Source organism: Pseudomonas sp. P1.8 (assembly GCF_001269805.1).
Lineage (GTDB): Bacteria > Pseudomonadota > Gammaproteobacteria > Pseudomonadales > Pseudomonadaceae > Aquipseudomonas.
In genome coordinates this window covers 471,456-486,157 of record NZ_LHVM01000013.1, presented here as the reverse complement: position 1 = coordinate 486,157, position 14,702 = coordinate 471,456, and the positions used below count along the sequence as shown (strand labels likewise).

The following is a 14,702-nucleotide window of genomic DNA, read 5'->3' as shown; positions in this document are numbered from 1 at the left end:
GCATCAGAAATTCACGCCGAAGCTGAGCGCAACGTAGTCGCGGTCGACGTTGGTGTTGAAGTCGCCACCGAAGTAGTTGGTGTAACTCAGGCTGGCGTTGTAGGTGTTCAGGTAGTCCGCATCGACACCGACGCTGACTGCTTTGGAGCCTTCATCGAAGTTCGGGCCGTAACCAGACACGTCATGGGACCAGGCCAGGTTCGGCGACAGGTTGATGCCGGCGATCACGTTCTGGTAATCGAGCTTGCCGCGCAGGCGATAGCCCCAGCTGTTGCTGGTGTAGAAGCCATCGTCATTGCATTCCTGCGCCGGGTTACTGGCGGCCGGCGTGCCTGCGGCAGTGCCTCGGCAGGTGGCCGCTCCGGCGGCGCCCGGCAATTCGCCGGAACCGAAGGCAGGACTGCGACCGAAGCGCAGGTCAGTGCCGTCGGCCTTGCCCAGGCCATTGATGTGGTTGTACCCGACCTCACCCACCACCGTCAGGCGACTGGCGCCCAACACCTGATCGAAGAATTGGGTTGCAGTCACTTGGGCCTGGGTCACCGGCATGCGCTTGTAGCCGTTGACTTCACCCCCCAGGTTACGACCGGCAAAGCCAGTGGTGATCAGCGGTGAGGTCGCGCCGAAGGTCGCGGAGGACAACAGGTCAGCGGTGTTCAGTTGCAGCGGCATGTTCGGCCGGTAGCTGACCTCACCCCCCAGAGACACGCCTTCGACGTTGGTCTGGAAACTCAAGCCATACAGGCGGATATCTTCCGGATAATCGATGAAGTAACGGGCACTGCGGGCCGATGCCACACCACCTGCCGGGTTGCTCATCTGGTTGATGCTCAGGTAAGGGTTACGGCTGTGGTAGTTCAGTGCATAAGCGCCAAACTCGGTGTCGTTGAACTCAGGCACGAACCAGCGCAGGGCAACGCCAAATTGACCACTGTCACGGGCATCGTTGTCCTTGAGGCGCGGGATAAAGGCGTCGTCCGTCCCGGCGGCGATGGCCGCCAGGCCGCCGGTGTTGCTCGCAGCACCCGGTGGCAGGTCGAGACCGGCAATCACCAGGCGGTCGTTGCAACCTTGGGGTACGCCGTCGTTGCCGAAAAACGTTCCGCAGTTGTCGACCACCGATTTGTCCCACTCCAGCTGATAAAACGCTTCGGCGGTGATGTTGTCGGCCAGGCCCTGGGACACGTAAATCAGGTTGACCGGAATCAAGCCTTCCTTCACTTCAGCGCCCGGACGGCGTAACGCCGCAACGTCGATGGGGTTGATGCTGTTGATCGAGTTGCCGATGAACGTACTCTCGCCCCAGCTCACCACTTGCTTGCCCAGGCGCACGTTACCGACCTGATCGCCGAGGGTGTAGTTGTGGTAGACGAAGCTGTCGAGGAACATCGCCCCGGATGACTTGCCTGCGCGATCACGTCCCGCGTCATTGATATCGTAGAACGGACGGCTCTCGTCCATCAGTTCGAAGTCGTACCAATACTTGCCGCGCACGAAGGCGCCGCTGTCGCCATACTTCAATTCCAGGTCATGCACGCCCTTGAAGATCTTCGAGAAGGTTTCACCTTTCTTGAAGTTCAGGCGGTTGTCGTCGGTGGTCCGCGAGGCGGACTCGCCACCGGTGACACCCTGTGAGTTGAAGTTGGAAATGAACTGCTTGTCCGCATCCGTCGTCGACCAACTGGCGCCGACCGACAGCGACGAATCAAACTTGCCCTGAATCTCCCCGATGTTGAAATCAACAGCGTGAGCCTGATGGCTCGCGCACGTTGCAACCATTACAGCTACGGCCAGCAAACTCGGCTGGAAGACGCCGCGCATTGTTGTTTTTGTCATGCGGTTTCTCCGGTTAAGGATAGGTGTTGGTGCGCCCATGCTAGCGGGGCTCCGGTAAGGTCCTGACACCCGAACGGGTGATTTGAACCAGCATTTTCAATGGGTATTTCCAGTGCGTAACAACCCGGTTTTCGCAGCGCGCCCCGGGCGTTACGCCCGGTGACATTCACCTGGCAAAAAGCGTGGTCACTGCGCCGCGCCACTGACTTTTCCATAGAGCGTCACCACGCAGGCACCGCCCAGACCGAGGTTGTGGGCCATGGCCAGACGCGCGCCTTCGACCTGACGCTGTTCGGCGTTGCCGCGCAGTTGCTGGGTCAACTCGTAGCACTGCGCCAGGCCCGTGGCGCCCAGCGGATGCCCCTTGGAAAGCAGTCCGCCGGACGGGTTGATGACGATCTGCCCGCCGTAGGTGTTGTCGCCATCCATGACGAACTTCTCGGCGCCACCCTCCGGGCAAAAACCCAGGGACTCGTAACAGATCACCTCGTTCTGGGCGAAGCAGTCGTGCAGTTCGCAAACATCGATGTCCTGCGGGCCGACGCCAGCCTTCTCGTAGACCTGACCGACAGCGGCGTGAGTCATGTGGGTGCCGACCCAATCGAGCATCGAGGGTTTTTCGAAATTGAAAGATGCCGGGGTGTCGGTGGTCATGGCCTGTGCGACGATTTCCACGTCGCGGCGCAAGCCGTGCTTTTTCGCGAAACGCTCGGACACCAGGATGGCCGCGGCACCGCCGCACGTCGGCGGGCAAGCCATCAAACGCGTCATCACACCCGGCAGAATCACCGGGTCGTTCATCACGTCCTCGACGCTGAGCACCTTGCGAAACAGCGCCAGCGGGTTGTTCGCCGCATGGCGGCTGGCCTTGGCGCGAACTGCGGCGAAGGTTTCCATTTTGCAGCCATATTTGTGCAGGTACTCGCGACCGGCGCCGCCGAAGGTGCGGATGGCCTGGGGCATGCCATCCATATCGGCGGTCAGCCCGCGCAGGATCGGCAAAAAGCGCTCACGGGTTGGCGGACGGTCATCCCAGTGGGATTTCAATGCCCCGGCCTGCATCTGTTCGAAACCGACCGCCAGCACGCAATCGGCCGAGCCGGATTCGATGGCCTTGCGCGCCAGGAACAGCGCGGTGGAACCAGTGGCGCAGTTGTTGTTGACGTTGACCACCGGGATCGCGGTCATGCCCACTTCGTACAGCACGGTCTGGCCGCAGGTGGAATCGCCGTAGACATAACCGGCGTACGCCTCCTGCACCAGATTGTAATCAATACCCGCATCCGCGAGGGCGCGGCGCACCGCTTCGGCCCCCATCTGCACGTAGGTCGGGCTTTCGCTGGGCTTGCGGAACGGGATCATGCCGACGCCGGCAACCAGTACTTTTTCGCTCATGGTGTCACCTGAAAATGAAGGAGAAGGATCACAACTGGCGAGCGATCAGCTCGCGCAGCACTTCACTGGTGCCGCCGAAAATCCGCGTCACGCGCATGTCGACAAAAGCACGGGCAATCGGGTATTCGAGCATGTAGCCGTAGCCGCCATGCAGCTGGACCATGTCATCGATGCATTTGCACAGGGTTTCGGTGGCGAACAACTTGGCGATCGCCGACTCCTGGACGGTCAGGCGGCGGCGCATGTGTTCGGCGATGTAGTGGTCGATGGTCAGGCGCACGGCGGTGGCCTGAGCCTTGATGTCGGCCAGCTTGAACTTGGTGTTCTGGAAGTCCCAGACAGTCTGATTGAACGCCTTGCGATCCTTCACGTACTCGACGGTCTGCTCCAGCAGGCGTTCGAGTTTGGCGGCGCTGTAGAGCGCAATCACCAGGCGCTCTTGCGGCAGTTCTTCCATCAAGTGCATGAAGCCTTTGTTCTCTTCACCCAGCAGGTTGCCGACCGGCACGCGCACGTCGTCGAAGAACAGCTCGGCAGTGTCAGCGGCGTGTTGGCCGACTTTTTCCAGTTTGCGCCCGCGACGGAAACCTTCGCGGTTGCACTCGACCATGATCAGGCTGCAACCCTTGGCGCCAGCGCTCGGATCGGTCTTGCACACCACCACGACCATGTCGCAGGTCAGGCCGTTGCTGATGAAGGTCTTGCTGCCGTTGATCACCCACTCGTCACCGTCGCGCACGGCGGTGGTGCGGACTGCCTTGAGGTCCGAGCCGGTACCGGGCTCGGTCATGGCGACAGCGAGGACGGTTTCGCCGGAGCAGACCTTTGGCAACCATTGTTGCTTTTGCTCTTCGGTGCCCAGACGCACGATGTACGGGGCGACGATGTCCGAGTGCACGCCCAGGCTCCAACCCGACACACCGGCGCGGTACAACTCTTCGATCAACACCGCCGAGTGACCAAAGTCACCGCCACCGCCGCCGTACTCGGTCGGCACGGTGAGGCACAGCAGGTTGTGGTGACCGGCCTTGAGCCAGGTTTCCCGGTCGACCTGCCCGGCTTCGTCCCACTGCGCCTGCTTGGGCAGGCATTCACGCTCGAAGAAACGCCGCGCGGTTTCACGCAGCATTTCGTGGTCTTCACGGTAGACGGTACGGTTGATGTGCATCGGAATCTCCAGTGGATTGCCAGACAGACGAGCGCCTGGTTCGTGAGTCCACTGTATGGCTGGGGGGTGGTGATGAAGCCACCCGGATCGGGTAGCGAAACCAAAGGCCTGAAACACGACTCCCTGTAGGAGCGAGTTTGCTCGCGATGGAGGCAAGGACGACGCGTACTGTCAGGCGGCACGCGTTATCGTTGCGTCCATCGCGAGCAAACTCGCTCCTGCAGGGGATTGGGCTGGGGTTATTTGCGCAGTTCGCGCTTGAGGACTTTGCCCGCCGCCGAGAGTGGCAGTTCGTCACGAAACTCAACGGTTTTCGGGCATTTGTAGGGTGCGATGAATTCACGACAAAACAGCCGCAATTGCGCTTCATCGACGGGCGAAGCGGGCGTGCGCACCACCACCGCATGCACCGCCTCGCCCCACTGCGCATGGGGGATACCGATCACCGCGCACATCGCCACGGCCGGATGCCGGGCAAGGACATTCTCGACTTCCACCGAATACACATTCTCGCCACCGCTGACGATCATGTCCTTGAGCCGGTCGACGATGAACAGGTAACCCTGCTCGTCCATCCACGCGGCATCGCCGGTATACAGCCAGCCGTTGCGCAGCGCCTGGGCGGTTTCTTCGGGTTTGTTCCAATAGCCCTGCATGATGTTCGGACCCCGCACGATGATCTCGCCCACCGTGCCACGTGGAACTTCGTGGCCTTGCGGGTCGACGATCTTCACGTTGACGCCCAGCCCGCCACGCCCTACCGAGCGCGACAGTCCACTGATGCGCGCCTCTGGGGTGTGGTTGCACGGCAGGTTGCTCGACACCACCGGGCAGGCCTCGGTCAGTCCGTAGGAATGCGACAGCTCGATGTCCGGAAACCGTTCGAGTACCTGCTCGACCATGTCACCGGCACTGGGCGAAGCGCCGTAGGTCAGACGTTTCAGGCTGCCCAGGTCATAGCGCTCGAAGTCAGGATGAGCCAATAACGCACCGATCATCGTTGGCACCAGCAGCGTCTCGGTGACCCGTTCTCGTTCGATGATCTGCAACGTTTGCAGGGCATCAAACCCGGACACCAGTACATGGCTTTCACCGGCCAGAAACTGGATCAGTGCACGGGCCATGCCCGCCACATGAAACAGCGGCGCGACGTGCAGCAACAGGCCACTGCGTATCGGCGGCATGTCCACCATGCGCGGCATGCACGCCGACCACAGGTTCAAATGGGACTGCATCACACCCTTGGGAAATCCAGTGGTGCCGCCGGTGTACATGATGCAGGCCAGGTCTTCGCCACCACGACCGGCGTCCTCAATCGGCGTGGCCTGGTCAATCAATTGCGCGAAACCCAGCATGCCCAACGGCACTTCGCCCTCACCGGCGTAGATGAACCGCGGCGCATGTCGGGCCGTCTTGCGGATCTCATCGGCCAGACCAGCGAAATGCTCGTCGACAATCAGGATGCCGGTGTTGCAATCGTCCAGCGAGTAGACAATCTCCGGCACGCTCCAGCGTACATTCACCGGATTGAGCACCCCGCCACCCCACCACACGCCCATGATGTATTCCAGGTAACGGTCGGAGTTGAGCGCCAGCATGCCCACCCGGTCCCCCGCTGCCATGTCGAGGTTTTGCAAGGCGCCGGCCAGGCGTGCGACCCGCTCGCCAAATGCGCGATAGGTCTGGCGACGCTCGCCGAAGATCGTCGCGACATGGTCCGGGTTCTGTTGCAGCGTACGTTGCAGGCATTGGGTCATGAACATGCTGTCAGCTCACCCCCCGATCCTTGCCGGCCCAGAATGGCTCGCGCAAATCGCGCTTGAGCACTTTGCCCGCGCCCGACAACGGCAACGCTGTGCGGAACTCCACCGATTTGGGCGTCTTGTAGCCGGCGATCTGGCGGCGACAGTGCTCGATGATCTGCGCGCCCGCCACTTGGGTTTGCGGTTTGAGCACGACCACCGCGTGCACCGCCTCGCCCCATTGCGCACACGGAATGCCGATCACCGCGCAGGCCGCGACGGCCGGGTGACTGGCGATGGCGCTTTCCACTTCGCCGGAATACACGTTCTCGCCACCGCTGACGATCATGTCCTTGAAGCGGTCGACGATGTAGATATACCCGTCCTCGTCCATGTAGGCGCCGTCGCCGGTGTGCATCCAGCCACCACGCAGGGCCTTGGCGGTTTCCTCGGGGTTGTTCCAGTAGCCGAGCATGATGTTCGGGCCGCGCACCACCACTTCGCCCACAGTGCCGCACGGTACGGGGTGGTCGTGTTCGTCGACGATGCGCACGATCACCCCCAGCCCCGGCCGTCCGGCCGAACGCAACCGGCCACTGGCGATGCCTTCGGCGTTATGGTTCTCGGGGCCGTTGGCGGTAATCGGTGGTGCCGCTTCGGTCATGCCGTAGCCCTGGGTGAACTCGACATTCGGCAGCGCTTTGAGCGCCAGTTCCAGCAAGGGCACGGCAATCGGTGAGGCGCCATAGGTCAGGCAGCGCAGGCAACTCAGATCATGCTGGGCGAATTGCGGGTGCATGATCAGCACTTGCAACATGGTCGGCACGATCAGAATGTCGGTAATGCGTTCGCGCTCGATGGTGCGCATCACGTCCAGCGCATCGAAGGCCGGAACGAAGATGCTCGGCAGCCCGAGGAGCGAAATCAGGATCACCCGCGACAGCGCCGCCAGGTGGAACATCGGCGCGATGTGCAAGGTCAGGGCATCGGCCGGCACCGGCACATCGGCGGCCCGGGCCACGGCGGCTGACCACAGGTTCATGTGCGATTGCATGACGCCCTTCGGCCGACCGGTGGTGCCGCCGGTGTACATGATGCTGGCCAGGTCGTCGCCGCCACGAAACGCATCGTCGACAGGCGCCGTGTCACGGATCAGTTGCTCGTAGGACAACATGCCCTCGGGCAATTGACCGTCGCCGATATAAATCAGCAAGGGTCGCACCCTGGCGGTGCTGGCGATGCCTTCGGCCATGGGCACAAAAGTATCGTCGATCAGCAGGATGCGGGTATCGCAGTCGTCCAGCGAGTAGACGATTTCCGGCACGCTCCAGCGGATGTTTACCGGATTGACCACGCCGCCCCCCCACCAGGTCGCGAGGAAATATTCGAGGAACCGGTCGCAATTCAGGCCCAGCAGACCGACCCGATCGCCGGTCTGCATACCCAGTTGCTGCAAGGCACCGGCCAGACGAGCGACGCGCTCGGCCAGCTCGGCATAGGTGCGACGGCGGTCGCGAAACACAGTCGCCAATGCGTGGGGACGTTGTTGCAGCACATGGTGCAGGCCTTGGGTCAGATACATGGGGCTCTCCTGTAAATTATTGTTGTCAGGCAGGGTCGCAAGCGGTGTCGCGAATCAGGTGCCGGTGTATTTCGGCGAGCGTTGTTCGGCCAGGGCCATGCGCCCTTCGGCGTGATCCTCGCTGTCGCGCAGCAAACCCCAGTGAAGATGGGCCTGGCTGGCGAACTCGCGGGGTGTCAGGTGCGCGGTTTGCAAAGCCAGGCGCTTGATCGACTGCACCGCCAACGGGCCGTTGGCGGCAATGCGCTCTGCCAGGTCCAGGGCCGCCGGGAGCAACCGTTGCCGGGGCAGCAGCTCGATTACCAGCCCGATGCGCAAGGCTTCCTGGGCGCTGACCGACTCTCCCGTCAGGGCAATTTTCATGGCGTGGGCGGCGGGAATCGCGCGCAGCAGCAATTGCACGCCACCCGCCACCGGAATGCTCGCGTCGCGTACTTGTGGCAGGCCAAAGGTGGCGGCGTCGACGGCGATCCGCAGATCACACTGCAGCGCCAACTCCAGACCGCCCCCCAGGCAGGCACCATTGACGGCAGCGATCATCGGCTTCCAGATGTCCAGGTCGCTGAGGTCCAGGAGGCGCGTGTAGCCACCCTCCTCGGCTTCGGTCTCGCGGCTTTTCAGTGTCCCTGCGACAAACCCGGACGCTGGCCGCAATGATTCCTTGTGGCTTGCGCCGCAACAAAAGGCTCGCTCTCCGGCACCGGTCAGCACAATGACCCGCACCTGTTCGTCATCCTGGCAGGCGCCCAGGGTCTTGCGCAGGTGCATCAGGTCGCTGGCGCTCAGCGCATTGTCCGACTGTTGCGCATCGAGCGTGATCAGCGCCACGTGATCGATGATCTTGAACTGAATGGCCATGGGCTAACTCCTGCGCTCCACCGCTGTTGCGCTGTTCTGATGGAGGGCCAGGCGGCACTCCTGTTGTTATGCCGTCCAGTAGACCAATCGGCGAATCGACGACGACCACCCGCATCGGGTGGCGGATGCCGAAGTCGGGGTCATGACCGTCGGGCTGTGGGTTACACTCGATTGGATTCAATGCACCCATAAAACAAAAATGATTCGGACAACCCCATGGACAAACACCGCAAGTCCAATGCATCGGACACCCTCGCGAGCCAGGTCTTGAATCCGACACAGTCGCCGATCGTCAGTACCAAACTGATTCCGCCGCGCGGCACCGGGCGCCTGATTTCCCGCGAGCGCCTGCAGGAGCAAATGCTCAAGGCCCGCCGCCAGCGCTGCATCGTGCTCAAGGGCCCGGCCGGTTGCGGCAAGACTTCAACGCTGATTGCCTGGCGGCAGGCGCTGTTACCCTTGGGTTTCGATGTGGCGTGGCTGACGCTGTCGGCCGACGACAACGAATTGACCCGGTTTATCGACTACCTGCTGGCGAGCCTCGGCCAGATCGACGCCACCCTGGTGCGCGAAGCGACCCAGCTGGAAGGTCGAGGTATCGACAGCGAGGCGGTGGAACGCACGGTCATCACCCTGGTGCGCAGCATTGCCAGTCGTGGCCGCGAACTGGTGCTGGTGCTCGATGACCTGCACCACCTGACCGACGTAGGCATTCATCAGGCCCTGCAATGGCTGATCGACTACGCGCCGGCCAACCTGCACCTGGCATTGGTGTCGCGCAGTGCCGTGCCTTTGTCCCTGGCGCGGTTGCGCAGCCAGGCGTTGGTACTGGAACTGAACCTGCGCGACTTGCGCTTCACCCCGGCCGAATCCGAACAGTTCCTCAAAGCGCAACTGGGCGAGATCAATGCCCGTGACGCCAGGCAGATGCACGAGCTGACCGATGGCTGGGTGGCAGGTCTGCAACTGCTTGCCGTCAGCCACAAAAAGAAGCGTTCGCCGCAGGCGCCAGGCGCCATCTCCGTGCAGACGCAGGTGCGGGACAATCAGGCGTTCGCCAGTTTTTTTGAAATCGAAGTGTTATCCCACCTGTCGCCGACAGACCTCGACCTGATGTTACTCATGGCGGTGTGCAACCGCTTCTGCGCCTCGTTGTGCGCAGCGCTCAGTGGCTACCCGCAAGCGGTCGCCGAGGCCAACGCACTGCTGGCGCGCCTGGAACGCGACAACCTGTTCCTGATTCCGGTGGATAGCACCGAACGTGAAACCTGGTATCGCCTGCACCCGCTGCTGCGCGAAACCCTGCTCAAGTATTTCGATTCGCGCACCCAGGCCGAACAACAAGTGGTGCACGTCCGTGCCTGGAACTGGTTCCGTGACCATCGTTACCTGGATGAAGCGGTGCACCATGCGGTGATGGGTGGCGATCCATCGGCCGCTGCCGACCTGGTGGAGCAGAACGCCGAGGCACTGTATGCCCATGGCGACTTGCGCATGTTGATCGAACTGGTTCGACTGCTGCCGGTCGAGCAGGTACAGGCGCGGGTCAAACTGCGGATCCTCAAGGCACGGATGCAACTCTATGCCCGGGACTTCGATGCCTGCACCAACAGCCTCGAACAGCTGTTCCGCGATGTTCCCCAAAGCGAAGTGCATGACCGTTTCATGATCTCGTTGCTGCGGGCGTCCCTGGCGCTGCAACGCGATGACACCGTCGCGGCCATGTCGGTGCTGCCGCAACTGCTCAACCCGCCACCCGGCAGCAACAGCGTTGCCATCGGATCTTGCGCCAACATCCTGTCCTGGCTGTACATGCACCGCGGCGAATACGAAAAGGCCCGGCAGGTGCAACTCGACCGCCCTGCCTTGCTGATCAATGGCGAACCGCTGCTGGGCACCACGGCGGGCAGCCTGCAAGGGCGCTGCATGATCGGCCTGAGCCTGGCGCTCGAAGGCCAGATGACCCAGGCGGAACGGGTTTATCGCGATGTGCTGCATGAGGCCAGCCACTGCGGCAAGGCCGGTGCCGATGCGACGTACCTCTCCGCGGCGCTGCTGGGCGAAGTGCTCTACGAAACCAATGACGTCGACGCGGCGTTTAAACTGCTGTCAGGCTGGATCGATATCCTGGAGCGGATCTCGATCCCCGACTCGGTACTGCGCGTGCTGCAAGTGCTGTGGAATGTGCAATGGCTGGCAGGCAATCAGCAGGAAGCGCTGGCGTTTGTCGAACGGCTGGACGAGTACGCGATCAAGCTCGGCCTGGAACGCCTGCAAGCGTATTGCCTGACCTGGCAGGTACGCTGGTTGCTGATCCTCGGTGAATCGGCGGCGGCACACGCCAAACTGACGCGTCTGGAGGCCATCGATGCCCGGCACCCGGACGCCGGGCAGACGGCGCTCAAGGAAATCCACATCCTCACCGAGAACGCCCGCATTCGCTGGCAGCTGGCTCAAGGCGACCTGGAGGGTGCGGCGAAGCGCATCGAACGACTGATCGAGACCTGCGAGCGCCACCGACGCCAACTTGGCACGGTGCGTCTGCTGGTGCTCGGGGCGGTGATCGAGTCCGAGCGAGGCAATCATGAGCTGGCGCGAGACAAAATAATGCAAGCCTTGCGTCGTGGGCAGCGCTTCGGCCTGGTCCGCAGCCTGCTCGATGCCCATCAGGATGGGCTGAAGCTGATTGGCGACATCGCCAGCCGCGAGACTCTCGACCCGGTGCTGGCATTCTATGTCGAGCGGCTGCAAGCGGCCGACGTAACTGCACCCGCCGTATCGAAGGATAAACCGACCACCACGACCACCAGCAAACCGCTGGCGGCCGGGATCGAGCCCTTGAGCGAGCGGGAAATCGAAGTCGTGCGCCTGCTGGCCCAGGCCCTGCCCAACAAGAAAATCGCCCGTGCCTTGGGGCTGTCCCCGGAAACCGTGAAATGGCACCTGAGCCATATCTACAGCAAGCTCGGCGTCAGCAGCCGCGATGAAGCAGTGGCGCGGGTGCGTGATCTGGAGTCGCAGGGCAACGTCGCCCCCCCCGGCACTTAACGCAAAACGCCCTCACTGTAGGAGCCGGCTTGCTGGCGATTGGGCCTCAAGTCTTGCGGCCATCTCCCGGACGCCATCGCTGGCAAGCCAGCTCCTACAGAACTTGTGTCCGCTTCAAACACTGAATTTCCAGCCCGCCACCCACCTCGGGTGGCGTTCGCCCGATGCCCCCCACCTATCGTAAGGCTCATCCACAGGCGCCTGGCCCATTGCCGGCCTGCCATCGATGAGGAGTCTTGCGTGCACATCGCCCGAACCGTTTTCCGCGACGACCATGAAATGTTCCGCACCACCGTGCGCCGTTTTTTCGAGCGTGAATGCCTGCCCCGTCAGGCCGCGTGGGACAAGGCCGGTCAAGTCGACCGCGAAACCTGGCTCAAGGCCGGCCGCGAAGGCTTGCTCGGCATCACCCTGCCCACGGAATACGGTGGTGGCGGTGGCGATTTCGGCCACTGCGCAGTGTTCAACGAAGAGTTCGCCCGGGCCGGTATCAGCGGTGCCTACTTCGGCATGCACTCCGACGTCATCGCCCCCTACATCAATCGTTGCGGCAACGACGAACAGAAACAGCAATGGCTGCCGGGCATCTGCTCCGGCGAAACCATCCTCGCTATCGCCATGACCGAGCCCGGTACCGGCAGCGACCTCAAGGCCGTGCGCACCACAGCCGTACGCGATGGCGACGAGTACGTGATCAATGGCAGCAAGACGTTCATCAGCAACGGCCTGACCGCCGATCTGGTGATCGTCGTGTGCAAGACCGACCCGGCCGCTGGCGCCAAGGGCATCAGCCTGATCGCCGTGGAAACCCATCGCCCCGGCTTCAAGCACGGTCGCAAACTGGAGAAAGTCGGGCAGCACGCCCAGGACACCGCCGAACTGTTCTTCGACAACGTGCGCGTGCCGGTGGGCAACCGCCTCGGCGAAGAAGGCCAGGGCTTCGTCTACCTGATGGGCGAACTGCCCCAGGAACGTTTCTCCATCGCCGTGTCCGCCGCCGCCAAGCTCGAGCGTCTGCTGGAGCAGACCCTCGACTACGTGAAGGACCGCAAGGCTTTCAACCAGACCGTGTGGGACTTCCAGAACAGCAAATTCAAGCTCGCTGACATCAAGGCTCAAGCCACCGCCATGCGGGTGATGGTCGACTACTACCTGGGCGAGCACATGCGCCGCCGGTTGACCCTCGAAGAAGCGGCCATCGCCAAGCTCTACACCACCGAAACCCTGTGGAAATGCATCGACGACATGGTCCAGCTGCACGGCGGCTACGGCTACATGATGGAGTACCCGATTGCCCGTGCGTTCGTCGACATGCGCGTCAACCGCATCTACGGCGGCACCAGTGAAGTCATGCGCGAAATGATCGCGCGCAAGCTCTGAATCTCTCAAACAGCAAGGAAAACAACGATGAGCCAAAAAGTGTTCGTGGCTGGCGTCGGCATGATCCAGTTCAAGAAACCGGGGACCAATGAGCCCTACGACATCATGGGTGAACAAGCCATTCGCCTGGCCTTGGCCGATTGCGGCCTGGACGTTCGCGACATCCAGCAGGCCTACGCCGGTTACGTCTACGGCGACTCCACCTGCGGCCAGAAAGCCCTGTATCGCGTGGGCATGACCGGAATCGCGCTGATCAACGTCAACAACAACTGCGCCACCGGCTCCAGCGCACTGTTCCTCGCCCGTCAGGCCGTGGCCAGCGGTGCGGTGGATTGCGCCCTCGCGTTTGGGTTTGAGCAGATGAATCCGGGTGCGCTCAAATCCGCCTGGACCGACCGTGCCCCGGCCACCGAGCGCGCCCTCACGCTGACCAACGAACTGGTCGGCATGCCCGACCTGCCCACCGCGATCCGCCAGTTCGCCGGTGCCGGTTACGCCCATATGCAGAAGTACGGCACCCAACTGGAAACTTTCGCCAAGATCCGCGCCAAGGCCAGCCGCCACGCGGCCAACAACCCGCTGGCGGTGTTCCGCAACGTGGTCAGCACCGAAGAAGTCCTGGCTGCGCCCATGCTCTGGGAAGGCGTACTGACCCGCTTGATGGCCTGCCCGCCAACCTGCGGCGCCGCCGCGACCATCGTGGTCTCCGAAGCCTTCGCGAAAAAGCACGGCCTGCGCACCGATGTGTTGATGGCCGGCCAGGCGTTGACTACCGACCTGCCGAGCACCTACGACGCCAAGGACATGATCCGCGTGGTCGGTTTCGACATGACGCGCATGGCCGCCGACATCGCCTACAACCAGGCCGGCATCGGGCCCAAAGACATCGACGTGATCGAGTTGCACGACTGTTTCGCCCAGAACGAGCTGCTGACCTACGAAGGCCTGGGCCTGTGCGCCGAAGGTGGCGCCGAGCAACTGGTCAACGACGGCGACAACACCTACGGCGGCGAGTGGGTGACCAACCCGTCCGGCGGCCTGCTCTCCAAGGGCCACCCACTGGGTGCCACCGGCCTGGCGCAGTGCTACGAGCTGACCCACCAATTGCGCGGCACCGCCGACAAACGCCAGGTGCAGGACGCGCGTATCGCCGTGCAACACAACCTCGGCCTGGGCGGTGCCTGCGTCGTCACCGTGTACCAGAAACACTGAAGCCGCCGGCATTGAAGAGGAGTCACTCAGATGATCGACAAGAAGCACATCGGCAGACAACTGCCCACGTTCCTCGCCACCGCTGAAGCCGGGCAACTGCGCTTCTTCGCCAAGGCCACCGGGGAAACCAACCCGATCTACTTCGATGACCAGGCCGCTCGCGACGCGGGCTATCCCAACCTGCCGCTGCCGCCGACCTTCCTGTTCTCGCTGGAGTTCCAGATCCCGTCCAACACCTGGCGCGACGAGCTGGGCATCGTCACCGCGCGCATCCTGCACGGTGAAGAGTCGTTCCGTTATCACCGCATGGCCTATGCCGGCGACACCCTGCGCTTTGATGTGCGCATCGCCGACATCTACGACAAGAAAGGCGGTGCCCTGGAGTTCGTGGTGCGCGAAACCCGAGTCACCAATCAACACGGTGAGCACGTCGCAGACTTGCGCAGCGTGCTCGTGCAACGCAACAGCTGAGGCGCAGAAC

10 protein-coding genes are annotated in these 14,702 nt (G+C 62.5%); 4 read left to right on the top strand and 6 right to left on the bottom strand.

Going from position 1 to position 14,702, the window contains the following annotated elements; all coding sequences use genetic code 11:
- Positions 1-3: 3 nt before the first annotated feature.
- From AD668_RS12860 to AD668_RS12835, 6 genes are all read right to left on the bottom strand, one after another.
- Complete coding sequence (locus AD668_RS12860; protein ID WP_053159239.1) at positions 4-1,836, bottom strand: DUF1302 domain-containing protein; 1,833 nt, start codon at positions 1,834-1,836, stop codon at positions 4-6.
- Between the two features lie 186 nt (positions 1,837-2,022).
- Positions 2,023-3,231 (bottom strand): lipid-transfer protein, encoded by a 1,209-nt coding sequence (locus AD668_RS12855; RefSeq protein WP_053159236.1) that lies wholly within the window; start codon positions 3,229-3,231, stop codon positions 2,023-2,025.
- 28 nt (positions 3,232-3,259) lie between these two features.
- Entirely contained in the window at positions 3,260-4,399 is a 1,140-nt protein-coding gene (locus tag AD668_RS12850; RefSeq protein WP_053159234.1) for an acyl-CoA dehydrogenase family protein, read from the bottom strand.
- Between the two features lie 239 nt (positions 4,400-4,638).
- Positions 4,639-6,162, bottom strand: coding sequence for a long-chain fatty acid--CoA ligase (locus AD668_RS12845; protein WP_053159231.1), 1,524 nt, complete (start codon positions 6,160-6,162; stop codon positions 4,639-4,641).
- A gap of 4 nt (positions 6,163-6,166) precedes the next feature.
- Positions 6,167-7,723, bottom strand: coding sequence for a long-chain fatty acid--CoA ligase (locus AD668_RS12840; protein WP_053159229.1), 1,557 nt, complete (start codon positions 7,721-7,723; stop codon positions 6,167-6,169).
- Between the two features lie 54 nt (positions 7,724-7,777).
- Positions 7,778-8,581 (bottom strand): enoyl-CoA hydratase/isomerase family protein, encoded by an 804-nt coding sequence (locus tag AD668_RS12835; protein WP_053159227.1) that lies wholly within the window; start codon positions 8,579-8,581, stop codon positions 7,778-7,780.
- A gap of 216 nt (positions 8,582-8,797) precedes the next feature.
- Here AD668_RS12835 and AD668_RS12830 point away from each other — a divergent pair, with 216 nt between their 5' ends.
- The 4 genes from AD668_RS12830 to AD668_RS12815 all read left to right on the top strand — a co-directional run bounded on the left by AD668_RS12830 (position 8,798) and on the right by AD668_RS12815 (position 14,692).
- Positions 8,798-11,629: a LuxR C-terminal-related transcriptional regulator gene (locus AD668_RS12830; protein WP_053159225.1), complete on the top strand. Its 2,832-nt coding sequence runs from the start codon at positions 8,798-8,800 to the stop codon at positions 11,627-11,629.
- 279 nt (positions 11,630-11,908) lie between these two features.
- Positions 11,909-13,009 (top strand): acyl-CoA dehydrogenase family protein, encoded by a 1,101-nt coding sequence (locus AD668_RS12825; RefSeq protein ID WP_256220659.1) that lies wholly within the window; start codon positions 11,909-11,911, stop codon positions 13,007-13,009.
- 27 nt (positions 13,010-13,036) lie between these two features.
- A complete protein-coding gene (locus AD668_RS12820; protein ID WP_053159221.1) occupies positions 13,037-14,221 on the top strand; it encodes a lipid-transfer protein in 1,185 nt (394 codons plus the stop codon).
- Between the two features lie 30 nt (positions 14,222-14,251).
- Positions 14,252-14,692 (top strand): MaoC family dehydratase N-terminal domain-containing protein, encoded by a 441-nt coding sequence (locus AD668_RS12815; RefSeq protein ID WP_053159220.1) that lies wholly within the window; start codon positions 14,252-14,254, stop codon positions 14,690-14,692.
- Positions 14,693-14,702 lie beyond the last annotated feature (10 nt).

Excerpts from the sequence above, each read along its gene's own strand:
- AD668_RS12840 (WP_053159229.1), bottom strand. The coding sequence starts at position 7,723 with ATGTATCTGACCCAAGGCCTGCACCATGTGCTGCAACAACGTCCCCAC.
- AD668_RS12860 (WP_053159239.1), bottom strand. The coding sequence starts at position 1,836 with ATGACAAAAACAACAATGCGCGGCGTCTTCCAGCCGAGTTTGCTGGCC.
- AD668_RS12835 (WP_053159227.1), bottom strand. The coding sequence starts at position 8,581 with ATGGCCATTCAGTTCAAGATCATCGATCACGTGGCGCTGATCACGCTC.
- AD668_RS12815 (WP_053159220.1), top strand. The coding sequence starts at position 14,252 with ATGATCGACAAGAAGCACATCGGCAGACAACTGCCCACGTTCCTCGCC.
- AD668_RS12855 (WP_053159236.1), bottom strand. The coding sequence starts at position 3,231 with ATGAGCGAAAAAGTACTGGTTGCCGGCGTCGGCATGATCCCGTTCCGC.
- AD668_RS12825 (WP_256220659.1), top strand. The coding sequence starts at position 11,909 with ATGTTCCGCACCACCGTGCGCCGTTTTTTCGAGCGTGAATGCCTGCCC.
- AD668_RS12845 (WP_053159231.1), bottom strand. The coding sequence starts at position 6,162 with ATGTTCATGACCCAATGCCTGCAACGTACGCTGCAACAGAACCCGGAC.
- AD668_RS12820 (WP_053159221.1), top strand. The coding sequence starts at position 13,037 with ATGAGCCAAAAAGTGTTCGTGGCTGGCGTCGGCATGATCCAGTTCAAG.
- AD668_RS12830 (WP_053159225.1), top strand. The coding sequence starts at position 8,798 with ATGGACAAACACCGCAAGTCCAATGCATCGGACACCCTCGCGAGCCAG.
- AD668_RS12850 (WP_053159234.1), bottom strand. The coding sequence starts at position 4,399 with ATGCACATCAACCGTACCGTCTACCGTGAAGACCACGAAATGCTGCGT.